A 26,957-nucleotide genomic window follows, 5' to 3' on the forward strand; every position below is an offset into this window, starting at 1 on the left:
AACAGTGCAAATGCAATATATAGACGTTGCATTTGCAACTGTGCTAAGGTGGCGCAATGCCAAAGAACGAAACCTCATCGGCCGCCTGCAAGATGGCGCGGGAGTTCGAGCGCGTCTTCGTGGTGTTCCTCGACTCCCCTGACCGCAGGCTTCGCTCCGGCGATCACTTCTTCGATCGCTCCGCCAATTCCTGTCGGCTCGATCGGGACAAGGCCTCTCACTACGCTTCCTCGAGCATGCGTGCCGGTGCGGTGGATGAATGGTTCAAGGCCTCCCGGTTGCCGCGCAAGAAGGACCTTCAGCTGGCCCTGTGCCTGAACGCCTCCATGCTGTCCCGCGCTCACACGGAAAAGCCGCTGGAGCCGGTCGTGACGGAACGCATGTTCAGGCAGGCGGACCTGCTGGTACGCGCCACGGAGGTGTTCGGCGAAGACGGCCCGACCTGGATGGCAACGCCCCACCCTCTCCTGGACGGCAAGGCACCTGCTGAGTTCGCCACCAACGAATTCGGCGGCGAGAAGGTTCGCTCAATGCTCAACGCGATCGAGCACGGAGGCGTTGTTTGAGCCTGGCGGTCTGGCGCATCGGAACGACCAGGGCGCTGCGATTCGAACAACTCGACCTGGGGTCGACATTGACCCCAGGCCGCTGGCACCAGCCGCCTCCTGCCGGCCGCCCCGTTGTCTACGCAGGTGGCAGCCGGGCGCTCTGCCAACTCGAGAAACGCGTCCATTGCAACGGAATCAGGCCGCTGAACCAGGCCTTGTTGCGTCTCGATCTTCCCGATGGCGCGATCCTCGAAGACGTGCGCGCCCTGACGGACCTGCCTTCCAACTGGATCGACCGGGAATCGCTGACGCAGTCGATCGGCATTGCATGGCGAAGAACGAACCACGCGCTCGGACTGTGGGTGCCCTCGGCGGTCGAGCCCGGCGAGAACAACATCGTTCTCAACCCGAACCATCCGTCATTCGCATCCGTCGCGGTCACCGTCGAGCGCAACCCTTTCACCTTCGACGATCGAATGTTTTCCTAGCCTGCTAAGACCGCTCGGCCGAGGCATTCAGGGCCAGCGGACGCGGCGCCCGGCCCAGCGTGCCGATGACGGCTGCCGCCACCAGAACCAGCGCGGCACTCATCAGCATGGTGTTCGCGATGCCGTAGCCGTCCACCACCAGCCCGCCGGCCAGCGCACCGCTGGCGATGGCGACCTGGAAACCGCTCACCAGCAGCGCCTGCCCGGCCTCGGGCGCATCGGGCACGGCCTGCATCATCCATCCGGTCAGCGCCACCGGGATCAGGCCGAAGGCCACGCCCCAGACCACGACCACGAGCGCGCCGGCCAACATTCCGCTGCCGACCAGGGTCGCCAGCACCAGCGCCGCAGCCAGCAGCAGCGCCGCCGTCAGTGCAGCCACGCGAACGCTGCGCGCCACCAGGCTGCCGCCGAAGAAGGTGCCGACGAAGCCGGTCGCGCCGTAGACCAGCAGCAAGGTCGTCACCGCATCGGGCCCGAGGCCGAAGCTCTGCTGCAGCAGCGGCTTGAGGTAGGTGTAGGCCGCGAAATGGCCGGCGATGAGGAACAGCACCGCCAGCAGCCCGACCTGCGCCATGCGGCGGGTGAGCGGCGTCAGCAGGTCGCGCGGCCGGATGGCGCGCGCCGGCGGCATCGAAGGCAGCAACCAGATCTGCATCAGCAGCACCACGGCCGCGAGCACGCCGGTCGCCCCGAAGGCGGCGCGCCAGCCGGCCAGGTTGCCGAGGAAGGCGGTGATGGGCACGCCGAAGACGGTGGCGCCCGAGATGCCGGCCAGCACGATGGCCATGGCACGCGCCTTCGAAGCGTCCGGCACCAGCTGGGTGCCCGCGCCCGGCGCGAAGGTCCAGAAGCCGCCGATGCACAAGCCCAGCAGCAGGCGCGCGAGCAGCATGGTGGCGAAATTGGGCGCCAGCGCGGCCAGGAAGTTCGAGGCCACCAGCAGCGCGCTGAGCGCGATCATCACGGTGCGCCGGTCGAGCCGGCCCGAGGCCACGATCAGGGCCGGGCCGGCGAAGGCGGCCAGCACGCCGGGCATGGTGACCATCAGGCCGGCCGTGCCGTCGGAGACGCCGAGGCCGGCCGCGATATCGGTCAAGAGGCCGATGGGCAGGAATTCGGTCGTGACCATGGCGAAGGTGCCGACGGCGATGGAGCCGACCGCGAGCCAGGTGGAACGCGTGGGCTCTTGCATGTACGCGGGCGCGAGCACGGCATCGTCGCAGGTGGTGCAGGGAGCATTCATGGGCAAGGACTTCAAAAAGAAAAGCCTGGGCCTTGGGGATGGCCCGGGCTTGTTGCAATGAAGGCCGAGTCTGAGGGGGCACCACTGCTTCTCAAAGACAGCGCGGGGAAGTTGTGCGTTTCCCGATCGCTAACAATGCGGGTCGAGGATGCTTATGCGCGAAGCGACCAAGGCGCGAGCGCCCGGATCAACGGTCCGGTGCCCTCACCCCAACCCTCTCCCAGGGGGAGAGGGAGTCATGCCGCGCCCGAAGAGCCGCGCACCACCAGTTCTCCCGGAAGCAGCAGTTGCCGCGGCGGCCCTTCGAGTCCTCGCAGGCGTTCGATCAGGCAGGTTGCGGCGGTGCGGCCGATGGCGTCGGTGGGCTGGGCGACGGCGCTGAGGCCGGGGCCGATCAGCGGCGCCCATTCGGGATCGTCGAAGCCCACGAAGCCGAGCTCGACGCCGAAATGCCAACCCAGGCGCGCCATCGCCGAGGCAACGCGCAGGGTCACGATCGCATTGCCGGACAGCACGGCGGCGCGGCGCCCGCTCCTGGCGCGCTTGCGCAGCGCGCGCAAGGCGGCGTCGAGCGCATCGCTGTCCTCGCCGGTGCTTTCGAACACCTCGCCGGCAACGCGCGGCTGGTGCGCCGCGATGCAGTCGCCGAAGGCCGCCGTCCGCTCGCGCCGGGAGCTCACGCCCTGCAGCGGCTCGGTGATGTAGAGCAGCTCGCGGTATCCGCCCTCGACCAGGTGGCCGCAGGCGGCCTTCATCGCGGCCGGGTTGTCCAGTGAGACGAAGTCGGTGTGCATGCCGTCATGCCGGCGGTCCACCAGCACCGCGGGCCTGCCGTGCAGCGCGTCGGCATCGACCAGCCCGGCGCCGCGGCCCAGCGTATTGAGGATGAAGCCGTCCACCTGGTAGCCCGCGAGCGCATCGATGGCCTCGCGCTCGCGGTCGATGTCGTTGCCGAGGTTGAACAGCATCACCAGGTAGCCGGCCTCCTGGCAGGCCTTTTCGGCGCCGCGCAGCACGGCCACCGAATAGGGGTTGGTGATGTCGGCCACGATCAGGCCGATCAGGCGCGAGCGTCCATGGCTCAGGGCCTGGGCCATCGGACTCGGCGTGTAGGCCAGCCTGGCGACCGCGGCCTCGACGCGCGCGGCGATGTCGGCGCTCAGCAGGCGATCGCGGTGATTGAGGAAGCGCGAGACGGTGGCCTTGGAGACGCCGGCTTCCTTCGCCACGTCGCCGATGGTCGCTCGGCCAGGCTTCCTCGGGCCTATCGGCGTACCTTCGCCTTCGGCTACGGTGCTATTCGCCTTGGGAGCGGCCCGGCGGCTCACTGGAGCACCTTCGCCTTCGGCTACGGTGCTATTCGCCTTGGGAGCGGCCCGGCGGCTCATGCAAACGCCGTGTCGTAGACCGCCAAAGGCCGCTCGCCGGCGAGCGCCTTCAGCAGGTTGGTGACGGCCAGCTCGGCCATCGCATGCCGCGTCTCGTGGGTGGCCGAGCCGATGTGCGGCAGCGGCGTCACGCGCGGGTGGGTGCGCAGCGGCGAATCCAGGGGCAACGGCTCGGTCGCGAAGACGTCGAGCCCGGCGGCGCGCAGCGTGCCCTGGTCGAGCGCGGCCAGCAGTGCGGGCTCCTGCACCGTGGCGCCGCGCCCGCCGTTGATGAAGATGGCGCCCGGCTTCATGCAGCCGAACACGCGCGCATCGATCATGCCGCGCGTGCTGTCCGACAGCGGCAGCATGGCGACCACGATGTCGGCACGTGACAGCAGTTCATCCAGCGCCGTGTGCGTCGCCCGCCCCCGCAGCTCGGGCGCCTGCGCCGCCAGGTCGACGGCGCGCCGCGCGTGGTAGAGCACCGGCATGCCGAAGCCCAGGGCCGCGCGCCGGGCGATGGCCTGGCCGATGCGGCCGAAGCCCAGCAGGCCCAGGGTCTTGCCGTGCACGTCGTGGCCGAACAGATCCTCGCCGATGTTCTTCGTCCAGCGGCCTTCGCGCACCAGGCTGGAAAGCTCGACCACGCGACGGCTGGTCGCCATCAGCAGCGCGAAGACGGTATCGGCCACCGTCTCGTCGAGCACGCCCGGCGTGTGGCACAGCAAGATGCCGCGCGCGTGCAGCGCCGCCAGCGCGTAGTTGTCCACGCCTACCGAGACGCTGGAGATCACTTCCAGCTTCCGTGCGCGCGCGAGCAATGCTTCGTCGACCGGGAAGCTGGAGCCGATCAGCCCCTGGGCCTCGGACAGCGCGGCCTCGAAGGCGCTGCGCTGTTCCGCGATGCGCGGGTTGGCCACCGTGACCTCATGCGCCGCCTGCAGACGGCCCCGCTGGTCTTCGGGCAGCTCTCGAAAGACCAGGACCTTCTTGCGCGTCACAGCCGCGCCTCGTCCAGTTGCGCCCGCGTCGGCAGGCCTTCCGTGTCGCCCAGCACCTGCACCGCGCGGGCGCCGATCCAGGCGGCGCGGCGCACTGCCTCGGGCAAGGTCTTGCCCTCGAGCAGCGCGCTGATCACGCCCACCGCGAAGCCGTCGCCGGCGCCCACGGTGTCGATCACCTTGGCCACCGGAAAGCCGTCGACGCGGCCGGTGCCCGCCGCATCGCTGTCGTAGTAGGCGCCCTCCGCGCCGAGCTTGACCACCACCAGCTTTGCGCCGCGCTCGCGGTAGAAGCGTGCCACGCCCTCGGGCGTGCTCTGGCCGGTGAGCAGCAGGCCCTCTTCCATGCCGGGCAGCACCCAGTCGGCGCGCGCGGCCAGCTCGTTGATCCAGTGCCGCATGGTTTCGGTCGAGGACCACAGCGTGGGCCGCAGGTTGGGATCGAAGGAGATGGTGCGGCCCGCCGCGCGCATCACCTCCATGCTCTTCAGGGAGGCCTGCAGGCTGGTGTCGGAGATGGCGGCGAACACGCCGGTCGCATGCAGGTGCCGCGCCGAGCGCAGCCAGGCCTCGTCCACGTCGGCCGGCCCCATGTGGCTCGCGGCCGAACCCTTGCGGTGGTACTCGACCGGCGGGTCGCTGCCGTCGGTCACGCGGCCCTTGAACTGGAAGCCGGTGCGCTGCGCCGGGTCGCTGATCACATGCGAGCAGTCGAGGCCCTCGGCCTGCATGGTCGCCAGCAGCGAGCGGCCCATCGAGTCGGTGCCGAGCCGGCTGGCCCAACCGACCTTCAGGCCCAGGCGCGAGAGGCCGATCGCGACGTTGGTCTCGGCGCCGGCGGTGCGCTTGTGGAAGCCGGTGGCGTTCTCGATGGGACCGGGCTGGTCGGCCACCAGCAGCATCATGGCTTCGCCGAACAGCGCGACATCGAATTCGGAACTTGTCATGGAATGGCCTTCAGCGAACGGATCTGCGCGACCTGCTCGCGCGTGACGGCAAGCAGGTCGTCGCCGACCAGAGGGTATTCGATGGCGTGCGGCACATCCGCAGGCAAAACCCGCAGCACGGCGCGCCAGGGCGCGAGCGAGTCGGCCAGCGGCACCGCCACCCACTTGGCCGGCAAGCGCTGCACGCCCTTGCAATGCACGTAGCGCACGCGCGGCGCCAGCGCCTCGCCCGCCGCGACCGGGCATTCGCCCAGCCAGTGCCAGTTGGCCATGTCGAAGGTCATGCCCAGGTCGAGCCCGGCGGCGTCGGCCGCACCGAAGAAGGCCTGCAGCGCGGGAAGCGTGCCGGCACTGACGGTCTGGTCGTTCTCGATCAACAACTCCACCGCCTGGGCATCGAGCAGCGACTTGAGCCGCGACAGGGAAGCATGCGAAGTTGCGCCGAAACCACCGATCGACATCTTGAGCCGGTGCGCGCGCAGCGTGTTGGCCGCAGCCAGGCCTCGTGCGAGCGCGCCTTCATCCAAAGTGCCGTCATGCGCCCACAGCCCCTCGGGGCTCGAGTAGACGGCCGCCAGGCCGGCCAACGCAGGCAACTCGCCCGCCGCATCGCGCAGCAGTTCCCCACGTACCTCCACGCCATCCGCCCCCGCCTCCAGCGCCAGCCGCGTACACCACAGCTGCCCATGCCGCCCCACCTCGGCCGCACCAAAGGACGACAAGGAAATCAATACATTCATTTAGGCTTCTTCAGTGCGCTTGATGCGAGCTGAGGATCTGCCCGAGAAACTGCTTCGTCTTCTCGTGCTTCGGGCTGCCGAAGAATTCCCCCGGCGGCGCCTGCTCGACGATCTTGCCGTCGGCCATGAAGATCACGCGGTCCGCCACGCTGCGCGCGAAGCCCATCTCGTGCGTCACGCACAGCATGGTCATGCCGTCCTCGGCCAGGCCGATCATGGTGTCGAGCACTTCCTTGACCATCTCGGGGTCCAGCGCCGAGGTGGGCTCGTCGAACAGCATGATCTTGGGCGACATGCACAGCGCCCGCGCGATCGCCACGCGCTGCTGCTGCCCGCCCGAGAGCTGGCTCGGGTACTTGTGGGCCTGCTCCGGGATGCGCACGCGCGTGAGGTACTTCATCGCCACCTCCTCGGCCTGCTCCTTCGACATGCCGCGCGAGCGCATCGGCGCCAGCGTGCAGTTCTGCAGGATGGTGAGGTGCGGGAACAGGTTGAACTGCTGGAACACCATGCCGACCTCGGCGCGCACCGCGTCGACGTTCTTGCCGCCGGCCGTGAGCTCGATGCCGTCGACCACGATCTTGCCCTTCTGCACCGTCTCGAGCCGGTTGATGCAGCGGATCAGCGTCGACTTGCCGGAGCCCGAGGGCCCGCAGATCACGATGCGCTCGCCGGTGCGCACCGACAGGTCGATGCCGGTCAGCACCTGGAAGGTGCCGTACCACTTGTTCACCGCTTCCATGCGGATGATCGATTCGGCACCGGCGTGGGTAGCGACTGCGTGGTTCATGGAGGCGCTCAGTTGAGTTTCGGCAGATCCGTCTGCAGCCACTTGTTGTAGAGCTTGTTGAGCTCGCCGTTCGCCGCGTTCTTCGACACGAACTCGTTGACGTTCTTCAAGAGCTCGTCCTGGCCCGGGCGCATGGCGATCGCCATGGCCTGCTGCACCAGGGTGAACTTGTTCTCGAAGGTGTTGGCCGGCACGCGCTTGGCGATCTGGGCGGCGACGGTCACCGAGCAGCCGATGGCGTCGACCTGCCCCGAGATCAGCGCCTGCATGGCCGAGGCGTCGTCGTCGAAGCGGCGGATCTCGGTGCCCTCGGGCGCGGCCTTGGTCACGGCCACGTCCTGCGTGCTGGCACGGGCCACACCCACGCGCACGCCCTTCAGGTCGGCCGCGCCCTTGATGTTGCTGCCGGTCTTGCCGTAGAGAACGATGGTCGCGGCCGCGTAGGGTTGCGAGAACTGCACCTGCTTGGCACGCTCGGGCGTTACCGCCAGCGAGGCCACCAGCAGGTCGACCTTGTTGGTCAGCAGGAAGGGAATGCGGTTGGGGCCGGTGACCGGCACGATGGTGGCCTTGACGCCCCAGTCCTTGGCCAGCAGCTTGGCGACGTCGGCGTCGTAGCCGTCAGGCTGGTTCTGCGCGTTGGTGGTGCCGTAGGGCGGGAAGTCGACCAGCATGCCGATGGTGACCTCGCCCTTCTTCTTGATGTCGGCCACGGTCTGGGCCGAGGCGAGCGGTGCGAAGGCGGTCAGCGCAGCGCCGAGGCCGAGGGCGGCGATGGCGGCGCGGCGGGTGGTGAAGAGAGTCATGTGGAGGTCTCCGTGATTGAGGACGTGAAGAGGAAGGAAAGGCGTGATCAGCGAGCGAGCGCCCGTGCGCGGCGGCGCTCCATGCGCGCTGCCATCAGCGACAGCGGCCAGCAGATGGCGAAGTAGATTGCCGCCACCGTCGTGAACACGTACAGCGGCTGGAAGGTCGCGTTGTTGATGATCTGGCCGGCCCGGGTGACCTCGGTGAAGCCGATGATCGCGGCGAGCGAAGTGCCCTTGATGATCTGCACCACGTAGCCTACGGTCGGCGCCAGTGCGATCTTGAAGGCCTGCGGCAGCACCACGTCGCGCATGCGGCTCGCATAGCCAAGGTTGAGCGCGTGTGCGGCCTCGGTCTGGCCGCGCGGGATGGCCTCGATGCAGCCGCGCCAGATCTCGCCGAGGAAAGCCGCGCTGTTGAGCACCAGCGCCACGCCGGCCGCGATCCACGGGTTGATGTCGAAGCCGATCACCGGCGCGCCGAAGAAGATCAGGAACAGCTGCAGCAGCAAGGGCGTGCCCTGGAAGATCTGGATGAAGCCGGTGGCGAGCACGCGCGCCGCCTTGCTCTCGGACGTGCGCGCCAGCGCGATGACCAGCCCCAGGATCGCGCCGCCGATGAAGGCGATCAGCGACAGCGCCAAGGTCCACCTGGCCGCTTCGAGGATGAAGAGGAAGTCGGGAAAGCCGAAGGTACGCATGTTTGACAGTGCCTCAGCGGCGATCCGGGTAGTTGAGCGTGCGCCGGTAGATCAGCTTGAACAGCGCCGAGAACGCCAGCGCCAGCGCCAGGTAGATGCCGGCCACGACGATGTAGATCTCGAAACTGCGGAAGGTCTGCGACTGCAGGTTGGCCGCGACCGAGGTCAGGTCGTCGGCCGAGATCACCGACACCACCGCAGAGCTCAGCATCAGCAGGATGAACTGGCTGGTGAGCGCGGGGTAGATGGCCTTCAGCGCCGGCTTGATGATCACGAAGCGGAAGATCTCCCAGGGCTTGAGGTTGAGCGCCCTGCCCGCCTCGATCTGGCCCTTGGGAATGGATTCGATGCCGGCGCGGATGATCTCGGTGGCATACGCGCCGAGATTCACCACCATCGCGGTGAGCGCCGCGGTGTAGGGCGACCAGCGCAGCCCGATGGCCGGCAGCGCGAAGAAAAAGAAGAACAGCTGCACCAGGAACGGCGTGTTGCGGATCACCTCGATGTAGGCGTTGACGATGAAGCGCAGCCAGCCCGGCCCCGAGGTCTTGCCCCAGGCGCAGAAGATGGCCACCACCAGGCCGAGCAGCGTGGCGACGAGCGAGAGCTGGATGGTGATCCAGGTGCCCTTCAGCAGCAGCGGCCAGGCGGCAAGGACGGCGTCGAACTGGAATTGGTAGTTCACGGGGGGATGAAGGGTTCGGGACTGGTGCATGCGCGGTTGCGATGGCACCGAAAAAGGGCCTTCCGAGGCGTCGAGTCAGTGTACTGAAACCGGTTTCAGCACCAATCAGGGATTTCCCTAGACACCCCTGTCCGTTTCCCGTCGGCATGCGCATGCCTACACTCGCGGCATGCAGCAGATCACTCCAACCTTAGAAGCTGCGGCGCAGCCGGCGAACGCGGGCACGGCGCCCGCCGTGCGCCACCTGCGCGCGACCCTGCTGTGGCCGCTGCGCCTGATGCCGACGCAGGGGCACAGGCGCAGTCCATGGCAAGTGCTGAAGGAGATGGGCGATGCCTCGCCCTGGCGCGAGGAGGTCGACGAATACACGGGCAGCAGCGAAGGCTTCCACGAGCGTCACTACAACGAGTTCGTCAGCTTCCTGCCCTATGTCCAGCGCTTCCTCTACGGCGAAGGCCGCCGCGGCCGCCGCGGCCGCGAGGCCGGAGGCACGGGCGGCGAGTCGCCGATGCGTGTGTTCCGCCGGCGCGACATCGCCGCCGTCCGCGTGGTGGCGCGCCTGGGCGACACGCCCGTCACGCTGCAGGTGGTGCACACCGATCTCTACTTCTTCTTCGACGTCGACGTGGTGATGCTCAACATGGAAGTCGGCGTCGACGACCTGAGCCTGCCGCAGGCGCAGGAGATCCTCTACCGCTTCGGCCGCGCCTACCCCGGCGGCTGGGACGCCCAGGGCGCGGCGCTGCATTGCATGGCCAGCGTCGAGTGGCTGGACGCCGAAGGGCGCGTGCTCGCGAGCTCCGATGCGCAGCAGCGCGACCTCTTCCTCGAGCATGTGGCGGAGCACCGCGCACCGCGCATCGCCGCGCACTGGGCCTGGCTGATGCTGCCCCTGGTGAGCGACCATTCGGGGGAGCCGGGCGCGCTGCGCTTTCGCCAGCTCGAGTACTACCGCATGCCGCTGATGGCCTACCTCGCGCTGGACGATCCGCGCCGGCTCTCGCGCAACGACTTCATCCGGCTGGCCCTCGTCACCGGCGCCGCCGAACCCGCGGTCGGCGGCAGCGGCCCCCTGCCCTTCGCGAAGGAGCACCTGGCGGACTTCGAGCAGCGCTATTGCTACGACCGCTTCTGGGTCGACGCCGGCAGCGCGCCGAACACGCGCTATTTGTGCAGCGGCCGCTCGCTGGTCGTGATCGGCACCGCGGACTCCGAGTTCTTCTGCTGCCGCGACCGCGGCGTGCTGGCGCAGTTCCGGCACCAGCACTTCCTGCTGTTCCTGATCGCGCACTTCCAGAAGGCGGCGCTCTTGATGTTCTCCGACCGTCTGGTCGAGGCGCTGCGCCGGCTCGACGTGCACGATGTCGTGAGCGTCAAGAACTTCAAGCGCGCGATCCGCTCGAGCTTCGAGGGCTTCCTGCGCTTCACGCACCGCTATTGGTTCCACGAGATCTCGGAGCAGGCGCAGGTGCGCGCGCTGTGGCACCTGTGCGCCACGCACCTGGACACGGACCCGCTCTACGAGGAGGTCAAGGAGCGCATCGCCGACATGAACACCTATCTCGACGCCGACAGCCTGCGCCGCCAGGCCAACACGGTGGTGCGGCTCACGGTGGTCACGCTCTTCGGCCTGATCGGCACCGTCACCACCGGCTTCCTCGGCATGAACCTGCTGGCCGAAGCCGATTCGCCGCTGTGGCAGAAGCTGCTGTGGTTCGGCGTGGTGGGCGCCCTCACCACCTGGCTGACCTTCTACACCATGATCAAGTCCAAGCGGCTCTCGGACTTCATCGACGCGCTGTCGGACGAGCGCCACAGCTTCAAGAGCCGGCTCGCGGTGCTGGCGCAGGTGTGGCGGCCCGGGTCGGACTGAAACCGCGAGGGCCGATCGACCAGGCAAGCCTCATGTCCGAACACATCATCACCTTCAACGCCGGCTCGTCCTCGATCAAGTTCGCGCTGTTCTCGATCGATGCCGACGGCCTCTTGCGTCGCGCGGCCGCAGGCCAGGTCGATGGGCTGGGTGCCGGCGCGCATCTCGAGGCGAAGGCCGCAGACGGCCGCGTGCTGCACGACGCGGAGCTGCCCGAGGGCGATCGGGTCGGCCATGGCGACGCACTGGCCGCAATCCTCGCGCTGATGCAGGCCGAGTTCCCGCAGCTGCGCTTCGCCGCCATCGGCCACCGCGTCGTGCATGGCGCCGCGCGCCTCAGCGCCTCGACGGTGATTGACGATGCGGTGCTGGCGTCGCTGCGCACCCTGGTGCCCCTGGCGCCGCTGCACCTGCCGAACAACATCGTCGGCATCGAGGCCACCCGCCGCGCTTTCCCCGGCGTGCCGCAGGTCGCCTGTTTCGACACCGCCTTCCACCGCGGCGGCGGCTTCCTGAGCGAGGCCTACGCGCTGCCGCGCGACTACTTCGAGGCCGGCATCCGGCGCTACGGCTTCCACGGCCTGTCCTACGAGTACGTCGCCGGGCGCCTGGCCGAGCTCGCGCCGCGCGAGGCCGCAGGACGGGTGATCGTCGCCCACCTCGGCAACGGCGCCTCGATGTGTGCGCTGCGCGGCGGGCGCTCGATCGACACGACGATGGGCTTCAGCGCGCTCGACGGCCTGCCGATGGGCACGCGCTGCGGGGCCATCGACCCCGGCGTGCTGCTGCACCTGCTGGAAACGCACGGCTACGACGCGGCGCGCCTGTCCGACCTGCTCTACAAGGAGTCGGGCCTCAAGGGCCTGTCGGGCATCTCGCACGACATGCGCGAGCTGGAGGCCTCGGAGGACCCGCACGCGAGCGAGGCGATCGCGTATTTCTGCGCCTGCATCCGGCGCGAAGCCGGTGCGCTCGCGGCATCGCTCGGCGGCATCGATGCCCTGGTCTTCACCGGCGGCATCGGCGAAAACTCGGCGCGGGTGCGCGCCGCGGTGCTGAGCGGGCTGGACTGGCTCGGCATCGAGTTCGACCCCGATGCGCAGCCCGAGGGACGCGGCGACCGCGTGATCTCGGCCCCCGGCTCGCCGGCCAGCGCCTGGGTGATCGCGACCGACGAGGAGGCCGTGATCGCGCGCCACGCGCTGCGCCTGGTCCGCGCGGGGGTTCAGGGCGCGACCACTGCCTCGATCGCGGCGCGCCACACCAAGGCCAGCTTGCCGTAGCCCTGCGGATTGGGGTGGATCTCGTTGAGCCAGTCGTTGCTGTCGCCGGTGGCGCCGGAGACCGCGCGGGTCAAGGTGCCGAGGGTGTCGATCACGTGGACGTTCGCAAGGCCCAGCGTGCGCACCACGCCGGCCAGCCGCTCGATCAGGTGATCGGTCAGGGGCTGGTGCATGGGCTCGGGAATTCCGTGTGCCTTCAGGGCCGGCAGCAGCCAGGGCCCGCGGCCCGGCGCCGCGGGCAGATCGTTGGGCGTTGGGTAGTCGTAGGTGTGGACGAAGATCGGCGTGGCGGCGTTGTGCGGACTGCCGGCGGCCAGCTGCGACACCATCGCGAAGTTGGCGCGCAGATAAGTCTCGAACGCCGTCCAGGCCTCGGGACGGATGCAGTCCTGGGGTGAAGCCGGGTCGCTGCCCGGCGGCAGCAGGCGCAGCAGCTGCTGGCCGACCAGGCGATCGCTGACCGCATCGATCAGGTCGTTGCCGCCGCCGCTCAGCAGGATGGCATCGAAGTGCCAGCTGCGCGGGCCGTCCGCGAGCAGCGTCGCGAAGGCCGGGTCGCGCCACCAGTCGACCATGTGGGCCAGCGTGTCGCTGGGGCGCGCGGTGCTGGTCACCAGCGTGCTGCGCGTGAGGACCAGCCGGTTGAGCAGGTTGTTGCCCAAGAGCGAGCCGAAGGAGAACCACGAGTCGCCCTCTGCCAGCATGTGCCGGCCGAAGTCCGAGGGGCTCACGCTGTTGTTGCCGAAGCCGAGCTGCTCCGGCCGCACGATCACGACGGGCCTGCCGTTGGTTGCCATGGTTTTGCTCCTTGTGCGATGCCTTCAGTTCGCCAGCGGCCCGCCGGTGCGCGGCAGCCACACCTCGATGTTGCTCTTCGTCTCTGCGCCGCCCTGCGGACGCAGCTTGATGGCCCAGGGCTGCCCGGTGGGCGAGGCGGCGGTCTGGATCAGGGCCTGGGCGCAGGGGCGCGTCTTCTCGTCACGGATGATCACGGTGGGCTCCGGATGGCCCACCGGCGGCGAGCGTCCGGCCCGGCGCGAAGTGCTCAGCACGTCCTCGATGGGCGGCACCGAGGCGCCCAGCGAGCGCCAGGGCCCGCGCCAGCTGCGCACCCGGTCGCGCAGCGCGGGGCCGTAGATCTGGATGTAGACCACTGTGCCCTCGCAGACATCGGACGCGGGCGGTGGTGGTGGTGGCGGCGCCTCGACGCCGTTCGACGGCTCGACGCCCGGCCCCGGCGCCGGCACCGGGTAGGGACGCGGCACAGGCCTCGTCATGGGCACCTCCACCGACGCGACCTGCGGCCGGGCCGGCATCAGGTCGAGGAAGCGATCATGCAGCCACACCACCGCCGGAAACGGCGTGGGCAGGATGCCGCTGCAGTTCTGCTTGGAGCCCACCTGGCCGGTGTAGTCGCGCGCCCAGTAGCGCGGCGCGCAGGGCGGCGCCTGCGCCGGCTGCAGGCAGTCGATGCCATTGCCGGCATCGAGCAGGCGCGCGCAGGCCGGCGCGCGCGCCTCCGGCGGCTCCTTGGCGCAGGCTTGCTTGGCATCGTCCACGATGCGCACCGAGAGCCGGAACTTGGCCATGAAGTTGTCGCGGCCGTCGCGGCACAGCAGGTCGCCGGTGCGCAGCAGCTCGGCCGCGAGCTGCGCGGACGCATCGCCGCTCGGGGCGCTCGCCTGCAGCCGGGCCCAGCGCTCGGTCAGCTCCTTGAAGGAGCTGTTTTCGGCCTTCTCCGTCTCGGCGCGCTGCGCGCGCCAGCTGTCGATGCCCTGCCAGGCCGCGACGCCGAAGGTGGCGGCAGTGCCGATGCCCACCGAGGCGGTGACCGCGCCGGCGCGCATCACGCGCGCCTGCAGCCGGCTCATCGAGCCCACGGCGGCGGCGGTGGCGCTGTCCTTGTCCTGCGCCTCGCCGCCCTCCTGCGCGGCGCCTGCCTTCACGACCGCCTGCGGCTGGCCGTCGTCGGGCACGAACATGCCGGGCGCACCCTGCGCCACCTGCTCCAGCATCTCGCCTTCCAGGCGCGCGCCGATCTCGGCGCCGAGGCGGAAGTAGCTCTCCCACTGCGCCTCGTCGAAGAACTGGTCGGTGGTGGGCTGCTGCGGGAACAGCGGATTGGCGGCCTTGAAGTTCACCAGGTCCACCGGCAGCGCGGCCGAGACATTGGGCTTGACCAGCACGATCTGCCCGGTCGCGCCGCTCGCATAGCGCACCTGCGCCAGCGCCAGGCAGGCCTGGCTGTTGGAAGAGGCCAGGTCGTTGAGCGAGCCGAAGGCGCCCAGGTGCGCCCAGTCGGCGCCGGGCCGCGGCTTCATGAAGGTGATTTCGGCGTTGAGGTCGATGCGCGCGCGGCGGATCAGGATTTCGAGGTCGCAGAAGCGGTAGTCCGGGTCGGCGCCGCAATCGGCGATCACGATCAGCGCAGCCTGCTGGCGCAGCAGCGCATAGGCGCCGGTGTTCTCGAAGTGGCCGCCATCGCTCAGGTACCAGTTGGCAGAGCTGCTGCCGGGAAAGACGCCGAAGCATTCGAGCAGCATGAAGCGCGTCTTCATCAACAGCGGGCTGCCATGCACCGCAGCGCCGGTCTGCACGATGCCGGCCTCCGCGCTGTTCCACCAGTAGCCCAGGCGCAGGCCCGCGAACACCGACAGCGCCGCGATGCCGCGCTTGGTCAGGCGGCCCAGGCCGGGCGCGAAGGCGGCGCCCGAGATCGCGGTCCACGCGCCCAGCGAGAGCGCCCCGTCGCCATGCGCCTGCGCCCAGCCGGCACCGCCGGCCTGCATCCAGCCCTGCGGACCGATGGTGAGCGGCAGGCTGCGGCGGTCGCGGTTGAAGAGCTTCTGCTTGGTGTCGTGCGTCTGGTTGATGCAGACGTTGGCCAGGTGGACCGGCCCGCCGTGCAGGTGTGGCGCGTAGTGCAGCTGGGAGATGTCGTCATGCGCGTCGACCTCGCCCACCGGCACCTGCGGCGGCTCCAGCCCCGACACCTGGTCGGTCGGGCTCGCGCCCAGGCGCCGCGCATTGGCCGCGCCGAGGTAGCCGCGCACGATGCGCGCCTTGTAGAACATGTGCAGCGAGGAGACGTTGAGGAAGCCGAAGTTGCGCCCCGTCACCAGCGCATAGGTGAAGACGATGACGAAGATGGTGCCCAGCCAGACCCAGCCGCGCGAGAAGTCCAGCCCGCCCTGCGTGAAGACCGGCAGCAGCGTCGCCGCGTACACCACCCCCACCCACCAGGCTGCGAGGCAGAAGGCCAGCAGCAGCCCCAGCAGGCTCGCCAGGCTGAGCACCATCGTCTTGCCGATGCCGGGCGCCTGCTGCTTCTGCGACAGCAGCATCGGCAGCACGCCGCGCAGCGCCGCCGCCACCACGAGCAAGGTGGCGCCGTAGAAGGCGCGCAGGTCCTGGCTCTCGGCCGCGATCCACCAGGCGGCGCGATCGAGCAGGCCCAGCATCGCGATCAGCAGCGCGGTGTTGATCACCGAGGCGAGGCCGTCGGTCAGGTCGTTGCGCAGCTGGGCGGGCGAGCGCTTCCGGCTGCGCCACAGCACCCACAGCAGCGCCACCACCCAGCACATCGCGAAGCCGACGAAGGCCGGCGCGAGCCACAGCGGCCCGCTGTAGTGGCGCACCAGCTGCGGGCCGACCCAGCAGGCGGCGGCAGCGAGCACGCACCACATCGCCACCTGCAGCAGCATGGAGGCCGTGGATTTCCTGTCGCGCACCGACCAGTAGCCGCAGGCCAGCACCACCGAGGCGATGAAGGGCCCCACCAGCGTGAACCACAGCGTGGGCCATTGGGTGGCCCACTGCACCAGCAGGCGCAGCGAATGCACGCTGGCCAGGTCGCTCACGCCGACCACCGAATCGGGCGGCACGCTGTTGAGGTCGACCGCGCGGAACACCGAGTCCCACAGCAGCAGGTTGACGGCGGCCAGCACCATGCCGATCAGGCTGGCGGCGATCGCGATCTCGATGTGCGTGCCCAGCAGGTTGCGCAGGTAGAGCGCGCCGGCGAACAGCGTATCGCGCAGGCCGCCGGGGATCAGGTAGCGGCCGTTGCCGCGCAGCCACCAGCCGAAGCGCGCGCGGTCGACGTCGCCGAAGGCGCGCTCGATCTCGCGCACCTCCTCGGCCGACTTGGCGTTGGTGCACAGGCGTCCCAGGGTGGCGCCGACGTAGCCGCCGCCCGAGACGGTGGAGATAAGGTCGAACCTGAGCAGTTGCCGGCGCGCGGCCAGCGACTTGAGCAGGCCGAGGCAGAAGGTCGCGCTGCGGATGCCCCCGCCCGACAATGCCAGGCCCCAGGGCCTGTGGCCATCGTCGACGCCCGCGAGCGCCTGGCGCCGTGCGGTCACCAGCTTCTGGATGGTCTCGTCCATGCGGCTCCTGGTTCAGTGGACGCTGTTCGGCGTGGAATATTTCATGCCTCGCGAGGGGCGGCAATGCCGCGAACGGTCTATGCCGGAACGCTGGGCCCAGCGGTTAAGCTCGCGCCGACCCGGGCCCCTCCGGCCCGCTTCGGGAAACCACGCCATGCACTCCGACACGCCGCACGTCGATCCTTGCGCCTCCTTCTGCGCGCGCCTGCTGGGCCGCAGCATGGTGCTGGCCCTGCTCTGCGCCCTCGTGGCCGGGTGCGCTGCCACCGCCAGCAGCGCCTGCGAAACGCCCTACGCGGGCTCGCCGCAGTTCAAGAACTGCCTGTTCGAGAACCCGCCCAATCCGCAGGCACTGCCCTCCGCCAGCCCGTGGAAGATCTGGTCGCGCTTCATCGTGGGCAGCAAGACCGACACGGTGCCGGTCGACCCGATTCCCGTGCGCACGCTGGACGGGGCGCAGCTCGAGGCGCTGGACCGCGACGCCAACCACGTGATCCGCCTCGGCCATTCGTCGCACCTGCTCAAGCTGCGCGGCAAATACTGGCTGATCGACCCGGTGTTCGGCGAGCGCGCCTCGCCTTTCTCGTTCATCGGGCCGAAGCGCTTCCACAAGCCGCCGATCGCGCTGGAGCAGCTGCCGCCCATCGAGGGGCTGATCCTTTCGCACGATCACTACGACCACCTCGACGTGCCGACCATCGAGTACCTGGGGCAGCGCGTGAAGCGCTACTTCGTGCCGCTGGGCGTGCGCGCCCGCCTGGTGGAGATGGGCGTGCCGGCCGAGCGCGTGGCCGAGTTCGACTGGTGGCAGGCCGCCGAGCACGACGACGTGCGGCTCACAGCCGCGCCGGCGCAGCATTTCTCGGGCCGCACGCTGAACGACCGCAACAAGACGTTGTGGGCCTCCTGGATCGTCGAGAGCGGGCGCGAGCGCATCTTCTACAGCGGCGACTCGGGCTATTTCGCCGGCTTCCGGCAGATCGGCGAGCGATTCGGCAGCTTCGACCTGGCACTGATCGAGAACGGCGCCTACGACGCCTACTGGCCCTCGGTGCACATGACGCCCGAGGAGAGCGTGCGCGCCTTCGAGGACCTGCGCGGCAAGGTGCTGTACGTGGTGCACAACAGCACCTTCGACCTCGCTTTCCACACCTGGCACGACCCGCTGGAGCGCATCGCGAAGCTGGCGCAGGCGAAGAAGATCGAGCTGGCGACGCCGGTGATCGGGGAGGTGCTGACGATCGGGCGGCCGAGGAGCAATGCGCTGTGGTGGGAAGGCCTGAAGTAAGGCGCTGGAATTGCAGGAATAGCCCGAGAAGCACGAAGACCGTCGTTGGATGCACGCCCGGCAAGCGGTGCGGGCCAGTCGACCCCACTGCGGCGGCCCCTTCGGGGGAGGGTTGGGGTGGGGACACCGAGCCTATCCACGGCACCAGGCCTATTCAAGGAGGCGTGCGGCATGCCCTGGGCCGGCCGTTGAGGCGCCGCCGAGCAGCGCAGCGGCGGGAGAGGATGCGGTGGATTGCCCTTCGAGCCTGCGGTGGTCTCAGACCATCGGGCGTCTCACAGGCTCTGAAACAAGGGGCGCTGGCCCCAGGCTACGTCCCGCCCGGAGCCTTGTTCTTCTTCTCCTCGTGCGTCACGAACCCAATGGGTCGCTTGGGCGAGTCGGGCGGTGTCGTCAGTGCCTTGATCGCATCGAACACCTGGCGCAGCTGGTTGCGCATGTTGCGGCTGAAAGAGTCATGCCGCATGTCCAGCAGCTCGGTCTTCTCCTCCAACTCGCTCAGGCGCTTGGCCAGGTCCTGGTGCGTGCTGGCCAGCGCCCGCACCCGCACGAAAGTCCGCATGATCTCGATGTTGACCGCGATGGCGCGTGCACTGTTCAACACCGAGGACAGCATGGCCACACCCTGCTCGGTGAACACATAGGGCGCGGTACGCCGGCCGCCGCGACCGGTGTTTGAGGTCACAGTTTGTGACCTCAAAGCCGTCCACTCCTCTGGAGAGAGCTGGAACATGAAATCGACTGGAAAGCGTTCGGCATTGCGCTTGACCGCCTGCACCAACACCTTGGTCTGTACGTCGTAGAGCACGGCCAGATCGGCATCGAGCATCACGCGCTGCTCGCGCAGCGCCAAGATGCGGCTCTCGATATGGGGTTGCAGCGGCGAGCCCGAGGACCCCGCTCTCATGGGCTCAATCATCAATGCCGATTCACTTCCTGCGCTCGCGCGCCCGCCGCACCTGCCGGCTCTGCGAGGCCTCCGCGGCCCGCCGCTCCCGCTCGCGGCGCTTGTCGCGCACACGCTTGGACAGCCAGCGCGCGAGCAGGAAGCTCGCGGCGCTGGTCACGATCAGGACGAAGATGCCGATCGGCCCGAAATCCATCATGCGAAGGCGTCCTCAGAGCACGCGCACGACGCTGCTCGGCTTGAAGCCCAGGTCGGCCGCCTTGCCCTTGCGCGCACGGCTGCCGCGCGCGTTGTTGAGCGTGCGGATCTCCAGCGTCTCCTCGCGTTCCTTGCCGCCGCGGCCGATGCCCTCGATCCGCACGCTGCGCGTGTAGGCAGCGGCGCCGGCCAGGGTGTCCTTGGCATCGAGGTCGATCAGCGTGAGCCCGCGGCCACCCTTGGGCAGCGCCTTCATCTCGAGGATCTCGAAGGTCAGGATGCGTCCGCCCGCCGAGGCGCAGGCCACGTGGGTGGCAGGCGGCATCGGCTCGGCGCCGCTCGCGCCGCCGACCAGCGAGGGCCGGCACAGCTGCTCGCCCTCGCCCACGTCGACGAAAGCCTTGCCGCCGCGCTGCCGCGACACCATGTTCTCGACCGAGGCGATGAAGCCGTAGCCGCCCGTGTTGGCCAGCAGCAGCGCGGCCCCGCTCGGGCCTGCGAAGTAGTGCGCAGGATGCGTGCCGCTCTCCAGGTCGATCAGCGTGGTGATCGGCTGGCCGTCGCCACGGCCGCCCGGCAGCGAGGCCACGGCCACGCTGTAGACCCGCACGCTCTTGTCCTTGGCGGTGCCGAAGACCAGCAGCGTGTCGACCGAGCGGCACTCGAAGGCGCCATAGAGCGCGTCGCCGGACTTGAAGCTGTACTCGGCTGCGGCGGCGCCGGCGGCGCGCTCGCTGGCCCAGCCCTTCTGCGTGCGCACCCAGCCCTTCTGCGAGACGATCACCGTCACCGGCTCGTCGACCACGCGCACCTCGGCCACGGCGCGCTTCTCGGCCTGGATCAGCGTGCGGCGCGGGTCCTCGAAGCTCTTGGCGTCGGCCTCGATCTCCTTGACCAGCAGGCGGCGCAGCGCGGCCGGGGTCGCCAGGATGTCTTCGAGCTTCTTCTGTTCCTCCCGCAGGTTCTTGAGCTCCTGCTCGATCTTGATGGCCTCCAGCCGTGCCAGCTGGCGCAGCCGGATCTCGAGGATGTCCTCGGCCTGGCGATCGCTGAGGTTGAAGCGCGCGATCAGCGCGGCCTTCGGGTCCTCGGCGGCGCGGATGATCGCAATCACCTCGTCGATGTTGAGCAGCACCAGCTGCCGGCCCTCGAGGATGTGGATGCGGTCCTGCACCTTGCCGAGCCGGTGGCGCGAGCGCCGCTCGACGGTGATCTCGCGGAAGGCGATCCACTCGCTGAGCATCTGCCGCAGCGACTTCTGCGTCGGCTTGCCGTCGATGCCCACCATCGTGAGGTTGATGGGCGCGGAGCTTTCGAGCGAGGTCTGCGCCAGCAGCGTGGTGATGAACTCCTCCTGGCTGATGCGCGAGGTCTTGGGCTCGAACACCAGGCGCACCGGCGCGTCCTTGCTGGACTCGTCGCGCACCACGTCGAGCACCGCGAGCACGGCCGCCTTGAGCTGGGTCTGCTCGGCCGTCAGCGCCTTCTTGCCGGCGCGGACCTTGGGGTTGGTGAGCTCCTCGATCTCCTCCAGCACCTTCTGCGTGCTGACGCCCGGGGGCAGCTCGTTGACCACCAGCTGCCACTGGCCGCGCGCGAGGTCTTCGATCTTCCAGCGCGCGCGCACCTTCAGCGAGCCGCGGCCGGTGCGGTAGGCCTCGGCGATATCGGCCGGCCCGCTGATGATCTGCGCGCCGCCGGGGTAGTCGGGGCCGGGCACCAGCGCGAACAGCTCCTCGTCGGAGAGCTTGCCGTTGGACTTGATCAGCGCCACGCAGGCGTCGGCCACCTCGCGCAGGTTGTGGCTGGGGATCTCGGTGGCCAGGCCGACCGCGATGCCGCTGGCGCCGTTGAGCAGCGTGAAGGGCAGCCGCGCGGGCAAGAGGCGCGGCTCTTCGGTGGAGCCGTCGTAGTTGGGAATGAAGTCGACGGTGCCCTCGTCGATCTCGTCGAGCAAGAGGCTGGTGATGCGCGACAGCCGCGCCTCCGTGTAGCGCATGGCCGCGGCGCCGTCGCCGTCGCGGCTGCCGAAGTTGCCCTGGCCATCGACCAGCGGGTAGCGCTGCGAGAAGTCCTGCGCCATGCGTACCAGCGCGTCGTAGGCCGCCTGGTCGCCATGCGGATGGAAGCGGCCCAGCACGTCGCCGACCACCCGCGCGCTCTTGACGGGCTTGGCGCCCACGGTGCCGTTGGCGCCGCCGAAGCCCAGGCCCATGCGCGACATCGAATAGAGGATGCGCCGCTGCACCGGCTTCTGGCCGTCGCTGACATCCGGCAGCGCACGGCCCTTGACGACCGAAAGCGCGTATTCGAGGTAGGCGGTCTGTGCGTAATCGGCCAGCGTGAGGGCCCCGTCCTCTTCGGGGTTCTGGAAATCGAGGGTCGGTTGGGAATCCATGGGGAGAGACTTTGTGAGAGCGGCAAGTGTAGTGGCCGTGCCGCCCGCCCTCTCAACGCATCAGCTCCCGCGCGACCATGTACACGCCCAGCAGCGCCAGCCCTGCCAGGAAGCACCGCCTGAACACCGGCAGCGGCATGCGCACGCGCATCCACTGGCCGAAGGCCACGCCCGCCAACGCCGGCAGCAGCATCGCCAGCGAGGCGCCGAGCAGCGGCGTGGAATAGCTGCCGCGCCCGGCCAGCGCCAGGGCGAGCGCGAGGGTCGAGGTCGTGAACGAGAGCCCCATCGCCTGGATCAGCGCGTCACGCGGCAGCGACAAGGCCTGCAGGTAGACGACGGCAGGGATCACGAACACGCCGGTCATCGCCGTGATGCCGCCAGTGACCGCGCCCACCAGCGGGCCCAGCCACGGCTCGTGCCGCGCATCGAGCGCGAGTGGGGGCGCCAGCAGCAGCCACGCGGCATACGCGACCAGCGCGATGCCGAGCGCCACCCTCGCCCCTGCGCCGTCCGGCGCGCCGAAGAGCCAGGCGCCGAGCAGGGTGCCGGCGACGATGCCCAACTGCATGCCGCCGAGGCGGCGGGCCAGGCGGCCCAGGCCGCGCCAGGGCTGCAGCTGCCACACATTGGTCACCAGCGAGGGAACGATCAGCAGTGCCGCGGCCGCGGCCGGCGACATCCACACGGCCAGCAGCGCCATCGACAGCGTGGGGAGGCCGAGCCCGATGACGCCCTTGACCATGCCGGCGAGGATGAAGACGGCAGCGATGGCCGCCCAGATGGCGGCGCTTTCCGGGGACAGCGCGCTCATGCGTGCCTCCGGCAGCAACGCAAGAATCTGACAGGGGAAAAAGAGGACTTGGGCATGCGCCCAGTCTCACCAAAGACACGGCCGCGGGAAATGCGGAAGTCGCAAACCCGGCCTCAGGCGGTGCCTGAGGGCCTCGTTCAGGCCAGCGTCTCAAGCCAGCGTGAAGGCCGCGCTCGCGAGGATCAGTCGTCGGCGCTGCATGGCGGGTGCCCTATGGCTTTTTCGAGATTCGATCCGACAGCTTCAGCGGCGCAGTGTTCGCATCCGCTTCGGCCACCTGCGGTGCCTCGGCCGACTCCGGCAACACGGGCATCGCACCCGATGGCGAAGGCATGTTCCCACGCCCCAGCGCGCCGCCGCGCGGTGCCGCCAGCTCCATGCGCACACGGCCCGGCGCGTTGCCCCGGCCCGCGGCCACCGAGGGCTTGAGGTAGGCATAGAGCTGCAGCACGGTCTTCACGTAGTTCTGCGTCTCGCGGTAGTTCGGGATCTTGTTGCCCGCGCGCTGTACCGCGCCCTCGCCCGCGTTGTAGGCCGCGAGCGCGAGCTCGATGTCGCCGGGGAACATCGCGATCAGGTCGCGCAGGTAGCGCGCGCCGGCGGCGATGTTGATGTGCGGGTCGAAGAGCTTCTTCTCGATCGAGCCGCGCTTGTCGGCCCCGACGCCGTAGCGCTGCGCGGTCGCAGGCATCAGTTGCATCAGGCCCATCGCGCCCTTGGGCGAGACGGCCTGCGCATCGAAGCCCGACTCGGTCGCGACCAGGGCCTGCAGCAGTTCGTAGTCGATGTCGTGGCGCAGGGCTGCTTCGCGCAGCGCCTTCTGCGCGGGCCTGTAGCTGGGGGATGCCTCGAACAGTGCGAGCAACGACTGCGATGCGCGGGGCACCTGGCCATCGATGCGGCCCGCGCGACCGCGGGCCAGCGGGCCGACGCCCTGGGCGGTATCGAAGGCCTGGCCGCCGCGGAAGAAGAGCTGGTAGCGTTCGTCGATCTTCTCGGAGGCGAAGTGGGCTACGCCCTTGTCGTCGACGTAACCAAAGATGTCGGAGGCGTGCGCAAGCGGCAGCCATGCGCACAGGGCCAGCAGCAGGAGCGGGAGCCGCCACCAGCGGCCGCAAGCGTGTCGGGAATTCATCGCCGGGCGCATTGTCGTCGATGCCCGCCGATTTCCATGCGGGAACAGGATGACAGCCCCATCCATCCAATGGGCAACAGGACGAACCATGCAGACGCTCGAAGAACTCCACGGGACGGACGGACTCACGCAGTTGAGCGACACCGAACTCGCGGCGCGGGCAGCGCAAGGCAACGCCCTCGCGTTCCAGCAGATCATGCGGCGCCACAACCGGCTGCTGTTCCGCACCGGGCGCAGCATCCTGAAGGACGATGACGAGGCGCAGGACGCCTTGCAGGAGGCCTATCTGCGAGCCTGGCGCTCGCTCGCCACCTTTCGTGCCGAGGCGCGGCTGTCGACCTGGCTGGTGCGCATCGTGGCCAACGAAGCCCTGGGGCGGCTGCGGCGGCGTGCAAGCGCGCAGGTCATCGCTTTCGATATGGCTGCCGAAACGGTCAGTGCCCAGGAGGGAACGTCGATGCACACGGAGCCTGCAGAGCAACCGGAGGGCCATGCGATGCGCGGCGAGACGCGCAAGCTGATCGAGGCCGGCATCGACGCGCTGCCCGAGGTGTTTCGCACGGTCTTCGTGCTTCGCGCGGTCGAGGACATGAGCATCGAGGAAGTGGCTGCCGCGCTGGACATTCCCGAGACCACCGTGCGCACCCGCTTCTTCCGCGCGCGCGGCCTGCTGCGCGAAGCCCTGTCGCGCGAGATCGATGTCGCGATCGGCGATGCCTTCTCCTTCGCCGGCGCACGCTGCGACCGCATCGTCGCGCGCGTGATGGCCGTCATCGACGGGGCGCCGCCGGGCCGGCCCGTCTGATCCTTTCCACCCACCCACCCTTGTCAAGGAGACTTCCATGTCCTTCCTTCGGATGCCCACGCCCGTCGCCGCGCGACGCCTCTTCCTCGGCCGTTCGGGCCTCCTGCTCTCGGGCACGGCGATCGCGCTGCTGGCGGGCCAGGACGCCCTGGAAAGGTCGGCGGCAAGGCCGTGAGCGCCAAGAGCAAGTACGACTTCCCCACGGCGCAGCTGAAGTCGCAAGCGGATGTTCTGCACTTTGCCGCCAAGCTGGAGCAAGGCGCGGTCAGCGCCTACCTGGGCGCGGTGCCGCTGTTCGACGACCGCGCGCTGTCCAAGGCTGCGGCCAGCATCCTCGGCGACGAGGCGATGCACTGGGCGGTGCTGCGCCAGGCGCTCGGGGAGGCCCCAGTGCCCGGGGCCTTCGTGTCCTGAGGAACCCGGCGCGTTCTCAGACGTCGACTTCGACGTCGTCCGCGCGCAGCTCCATCAGCTCGCGCCGCGCGGCGGCCTCGCCCTTGCCCATCAGCTTGGTGATCTCGCCCTGCGTGCCCTGAAGGTCGAAGCGGCCCAGGCGCACCTGCAGCAGGCGGCGCGTATCGGGGTTGAGCGTGGTCTCCCACAGCTGCTCGGCGCTCATCTCGCCCAGCCCCTTGAAGCGGCTGATGGTCCAGGCGCCCTCGCGCACGCCGTCCTTGCGCAGCTTGTCGAGGATGGCGGTGAGCTCGCCCTCGTCGAGCGCATACACCTTGGAAGCCGGCTTCTTGCCGCGCGCCGGCGCATCGACGCGAAACAGCGGCGGCTTGGCCACGTACACGTTGCCCGCATCGATGAGCTTGGGGAAGTGGCGGAAGAAGAGCGTGAGCAGCAGCACCTGGATGTGCGAGCCGTCCACGTCGGCATCCGACAGGATGCAGATCTTGCCGTAGCGCAGGCCCGAGAGGTCGGGCGTGTCCTCCGGCCCGTGCGGGTCGACGCCGATGGCGACCGAGATGTCGTGGATCTCGTTGTTGGCGAACAGCCGGTCGCGCTCCACCTCCCAGGTGTTGAGCACCTTGCCGCGCAGCGGCAGGATGGCCTGGCTTTCCTTGTCGCGGCCCATCTTGGCGCTGCCGCCGGCCGAATCGCCCTCGACCAGGAAGACCTCGTTGTGGGCCGTGTCCTTGCTCTCGCAGTCGGTCAGCTTGCCGGGCAGCACGGCCACGCCGGAGCCCTTGCGCTTCTCGACCTTCTGGCCGGCGCGCTGGCGCGTCTGCGCGGCCTTGATGGCCAGCTCGGCCAGCTTGCGGCCATAGTCCACGTGCTGGTTGAGCCACAGCTCCAGCGCCGGGCGCACGAAGCTGGAGACCAGCCGCACCGCGTCGCGCGAATTGAGGCGCTCCTTGATCTGGCCCTGGAACTGCGGGTCCAGCACCTTGGCCGAGAGCACGTAGGAGGCGCGCGCGAACACGTCCTCGGGCAAGAGCTTCACGCCCTTGGGCAAGAGCGAATGCAGCTCGACGAAGCTCTTGACCGCGTTGAACAAGCCGTCGCGCAGGCCACTTTCATGCGTGCCGCCGGCGCTGGTGGGAATCAGGTTGACGTAGCTCTCGCGCACCGGCTGGCCCTCTTCGGTGAAGGCCACGCACCACTCGGCGCCCTCGCCTTCGGCGAAGTTGTCGGCGTTCTTGTCGGCATGGCCGGCGCCTTCGAACAGCGGGATCACCGGGTCGGCGTTGAGCGTCTGCATGAGGTAGTCGCGCAGGCCGCCCTTGTAGAGCCACTGCTGGGTCTCCTTGGTCTTCTCGACCACCAGCGTGACGGTCACGCCGGGCATCAGCACCGCCTTGCTGCGCAGCAGGTGCGTCAGCTCGTTGACCGGCAGCACGCCGGACTCGAAGTACTTGGGGTCGGGCCAGGCGCGCACCGTGGTGCCCTGCCGGCGCTCGCCGCTCTCGATCGAACGGACCCGGAGCGGCTCGGCCACATCGCCGCCCGCGAACGCGATGCACGCGGCCGAACCGTCGCGGAAGGACTGGACCTCGAGCCGCTTCGACAGCGCATTGGTCACCGACACGCCCACGCCGTGCAGGCCGCCCGAGAAGCTGTAAGCGCCGCCCGAGCCCTTGTCGAACTTGCCGCCCGCGTGCAGGCGGGTGAAGACCAGCTCGACCACCGGGGCCTTCTCCTCGGGATGCAGGCCGAAGGGAATGCCGCGGCCATCGTCCTCGACGCTGACCGAGGCGTCGGTGTGAAGCGTGACCTTGATCTTCTTGCCGTAGCCGGCCAGCGCCTCGTCGGCGGCGTTGTCCAGCACTTCCTGGATGATGTGCAGCGGGTTGTCGGTGCGGGTGTACATGCCCGGACGCTGCTTGACGGGCTCCAGGCCCTTGAGGACGCGGATCGAGCCTTCCGAATAGGCCGGGGGAGTCTTGCTGAGGGTCGCCATGGGGGCGGATTGTATGCGTGGGCCTGCCGAAAAACTGGATGGACATACAGAGCGGCGCTGATGCGCAGCCCGCATCAACGCCGCTTGAAAATATCAACAATGCGTGTCGCGGCCGTGGCGCGTGCGGCCTTTCGCTTTT

23 protein-coding genes and 1 pseudogene are annotated in these 26,957 nt (G+C 69.1%); 7 read left to right on the plus strand and 17 right to left on the minus strand.

Features of this window, described 5'->3' with window-relative positions; genetic code table 11:
• Positions 1–56: 56 nt before the first annotated feature.
• Complete coding sequence (locus tag AC3A6X_RS15680) at positions 57–566, plus strand: antitoxin Xre/MbcA/ParS toxin-binding domain-containing protein (protein WP_487843053.1); 510 nt, start codon at positions 57–59, stop codon at positions 564–566.
• On the plus strand, positions 563–1,036 hold the full coding sequence (locus AC3A6X_RS15685; protein ID WP_487843054.1) for an RES family NAD+ phosphorylase: 474 nt from the start codon (positions 563–565) through the stop codon (positions 1,034–1,036). Before AC3A6X_RS15680 ends, AC3A6X_RS15685 begins: the two co-directional genes overlap by 4 nt.
• Positions 1,037–1,040: 4 nt before the next feature.
• Here AC3A6X_RS15685 and AC3A6X_RS15690 read toward each other — a convergent pair whose 3' ends face one another.
• The 9 genes from AC3A6X_RS15690 to AC3A6X_RS15730 form a co-directional block, all read right to left on the minus strand.
• Complete coding sequence (locus AC3A6X_RS15690; RefSeq protein WP_487843055.1) at positions 1,041–2,282, minus strand: MFS transporter; 1,242 nt, start codon at positions 2,280–2,282, stop codon at positions 1,041–1,043.
• Between the two features lie 236 nt (positions 2,283–2,518).
• The gene (locus AC3A6X_RS15695; protein WP_487843056.1) at positions 2,519–3,511 is read right to left on the minus strand and encodes a LacI family DNA-binding transcriptional regulator; all 993 of its coding nucleotides are present in this window, start codon (positions 3,509–3,511) and stop codon (positions 2,519–2,521) included.
• A gap of 155 nt (positions 3,512–3,666) precedes the next feature.
• Positions 3,667–4,653, minus strand: coding sequence for a 2-hydroxyacid dehydrogenase (locus AC3A6X_RS15700; RefSeq protein WP_487843057.1), 987 nt, complete (start codon positions 4,651–4,653; stop codon positions 3,667–3,669).
• Positions 4,650–5,600 carry a sugar kinase gene (locus AC3A6X_RS15705; protein ID WP_487843058.1) on the minus strand — a complete coding sequence of 317 codons (951 nt, stop codon included), beginning with the start codon at positions 5,598–5,600 and terminating at the stop codon, positions 4,650–4,652. The genes AC3A6X_RS15700 and AC3A6X_RS15705 overlap by 4 nt, the downstream gene beginning before the upstream one ends.
• A complete protein-coding gene (locus tag AC3A6X_RS15710) occupies positions 5,597–6,340 on the minus strand; it encodes a glutamine ABC transporter ATP-binding protein (RefSeq protein WP_487843059.1) in 744 nt (247 codons plus the stop codon). The genes AC3A6X_RS15705 and AC3A6X_RS15710 overlap by 4 nt, the downstream gene beginning before the upstream one ends.
• Before the next feature lie 10 nt (positions 6,341–6,350).
• The gene (locus AC3A6X_RS15715; protein ID WP_309964491.1) at positions 6,351–7,130 is read right to left on the minus strand and encodes an amino acid ABC transporter ATP-binding protein; all 780 of its coding nucleotides are present in this window, start codon (positions 7,128–7,130) and stop codon (positions 6,351–6,353) included.
• Between the two features lie 8 nt (positions 7,131–7,138).
• Positions 7,139–7,936, minus strand: coding sequence for a transporter substrate-binding domain-containing protein (locus AC3A6X_RS15720; protein WP_487843060.1), 798 nt, complete (start codon positions 7,934–7,936; stop codon positions 7,139–7,141).
• Between the two features lie 47 nt (positions 7,937–7,983).
• Positions 7,984–8,637, minus strand: coding sequence for an amino acid ABC transporter permease (locus AC3A6X_RS15725; protein ID WP_487843061.1), 654 nt, complete (start codon positions 8,635–8,637; stop codon positions 7,984–7,986).
• Positions 8,638–8,650: 13 nt separating this feature from the next.
• On the minus strand, positions 8,651–9,322 hold the full coding sequence (locus AC3A6X_RS15730; RefSeq protein WP_487843062.1) for an amino acid ABC transporter permease: 672 nt from the start codon (positions 9,320–9,322) through the stop codon (positions 8,651–8,653).
• A 169-nt stretch (positions 9,323–9,491) separates the two neighbouring features.
• Between AC3A6X_RS15730 and AC3A6X_RS15735 the strand changes: the two genes are divergently transcribed.
• Positions 9,492–11,195 (plus strand): hypothetical protein, encoded by a 1,704-nt coding sequence (locus AC3A6X_RS15735; protein ID WP_487843063.1) that lies wholly within the window; start codon positions 9,492–9,494, stop codon positions 11,193–11,195.
• Positions 11,196–11,227: 32 nt separating this feature from the next.
• The gene (locus tag AC3A6X_RS15740) at positions 11,228–12,478 is read left to right on the plus strand and encodes an acetate/propionate family kinase (RefSeq protein ID WP_487843064.1); all 1,251 of its coding nucleotides are present in this window, start codon (positions 11,228–11,230) and stop codon (positions 12,476–12,478) included.
• On the opposite strand, the gene AC3A6X_RS15745 is transcribed toward AC3A6X_RS15740, so the two are convergent.
• Together AC3A6X_RS15745 and AC3A6X_RS15750 are read right to left on the minus strand one after the other, a co-directional pair.
• Positions 12,421–13,275 carry a hypothetical protein gene (locus AC3A6X_RS15745; protein WP_487843065.1) on the minus strand — a complete coding sequence of 285 codons (855 nt, stop codon included), beginning with the start codon at positions 13,273–13,275 and terminating at the stop codon, positions 12,421–12,423. The genes AC3A6X_RS15740 and AC3A6X_RS15745 overlap by 58 nt on opposite strands.
• Positions 13,276–13,299: 24 nt before the next feature.
• A complete protein-coding gene (locus tag AC3A6X_RS15750; RefSeq protein WP_487843066.1) occupies positions 13,300–16,866 on the minus strand; it encodes a patatin-like phospholipase family protein in 3,567 nt (1,188 codons plus the stop codon).
• Positions 16,867–17,086: 220 nt separating this feature from the next.
• On the opposite strand from AC3A6X_RS15750, the gene AC3A6X_RS15755 reads away from it, so the two are divergent.
• Entirely contained in the window at positions 17,087–18,154 is a 1,068-nt protein-coding gene (locus tag AC3A6X_RS15755; RefSeq protein WP_487843296.1) for an MBL fold metallo-hydrolase, read from the plus strand.
• Between the two features lie 310 nt (positions 18,155–18,464).
• On the opposite strand, the gene AC3A6X_RS15760 is transcribed toward AC3A6X_RS15755, so the two are convergent.
• The 5 genes from AC3A6X_RS15760 to AC3A6X_RS15780 form a co-directional block, all read right to left on the minus strand.
• Positions 18,465–19,007 carry an ORF6N domain-containing protein gene (locus AC3A6X_RS15760; protein WP_487843067.1) on the minus strand — a complete coding sequence of 181 codons (543 nt, stop codon included), beginning with the start codon at positions 19,005–19,007 and terminating at the stop codon, positions 18,465–18,467.
• Between the two features lie 76 nt (positions 19,008–19,083).
• Positions 19,084–19,260, minus strand: a complete 177-nt coding sequence (locus AC3A6X_RS15765) for a hypothetical protein (protein ID WP_309964474.1) — start codon at positions 19,258–19,260, stop codon at positions 19,084–19,086.
• Positions 19,261–19,272: 12 nt separating this feature from the next.
• Entirely contained in the window at positions 19,273–21,657 is a 2,385-nt protein-coding gene (gene parC / locus AC3A6X_RS15770) for a DNA topoisomerase IV subunit A (protein ID WP_487843068.1), read from the minus strand.
• Between the two features lie 52 nt (positions 21,658–21,709).
• The gene (locus AC3A6X_RS15775; protein WP_487843069.1) at positions 21,710–22,471 is read right to left on the minus strand and encodes a sulfite exporter TauE/SafE family protein; all 762 of its coding nucleotides are present in this window, start codon (positions 22,469–22,471) and stop codon (positions 21,710–21,712) included.
• Positions 22,472–22,682: 211 nt separating this feature from the next.
• On the minus strand, positions 22,683–23,606 hold the full coding sequence (locus AC3A6X_RS15780) for a lytic transglycosylase domain-containing protein (protein WP_487843070.1): 924 nt from the start codon (positions 23,604–23,606) through the stop codon (positions 22,683–22,685).
• A gap of 88 nt (positions 23,607–23,694) precedes the next feature.
• Here AC3A6X_RS15780 and AC3A6X_RS15785 point away from each other — a divergent pair, with 88 nt between their 5' ends.
• Both AC3A6X_RS15785 and AC3A6X_RS15790 read left to right on the plus strand, forming a co-directional pair.
• Positions 23,695–24,411 carry an RNA polymerase sigma factor gene (locus AC3A6X_RS15785; protein WP_487843071.1) on the plus strand — a complete coding sequence of 239 codons (717 nt, stop codon included), beginning with the start codon at positions 23,695–23,697 and terminating at the stop codon, positions 24,409–24,411.
• A 37-nt stretch (positions 24,412–24,448) separates the two neighbouring features.
• A pseudogene (locus AC3A6X_RS15790) lies at positions 24,449–24,825 on the plus strand (ferritin-like domain-containing protein).
• 16 nt (positions 24,826–24,841) lie between these two features.
• On the opposite strand, the gene AC3A6X_RS15795 reads toward AC3A6X_RS15790, so the two are convergent.
• A complete protein-coding gene (locus tag AC3A6X_RS15795; RefSeq protein WP_487843072.1) occupies positions 24,842–26,818 on the minus strand; it encodes a DNA topoisomerase IV subunit B in 1,977 nt (658 codons plus the stop codon).
• Between the last annotated feature and the right edge of the window lie 139 nt (positions 26,819–26,957).

This window comes from Variovorax sp. Soil_C_12, assembly GCF_057657375.1.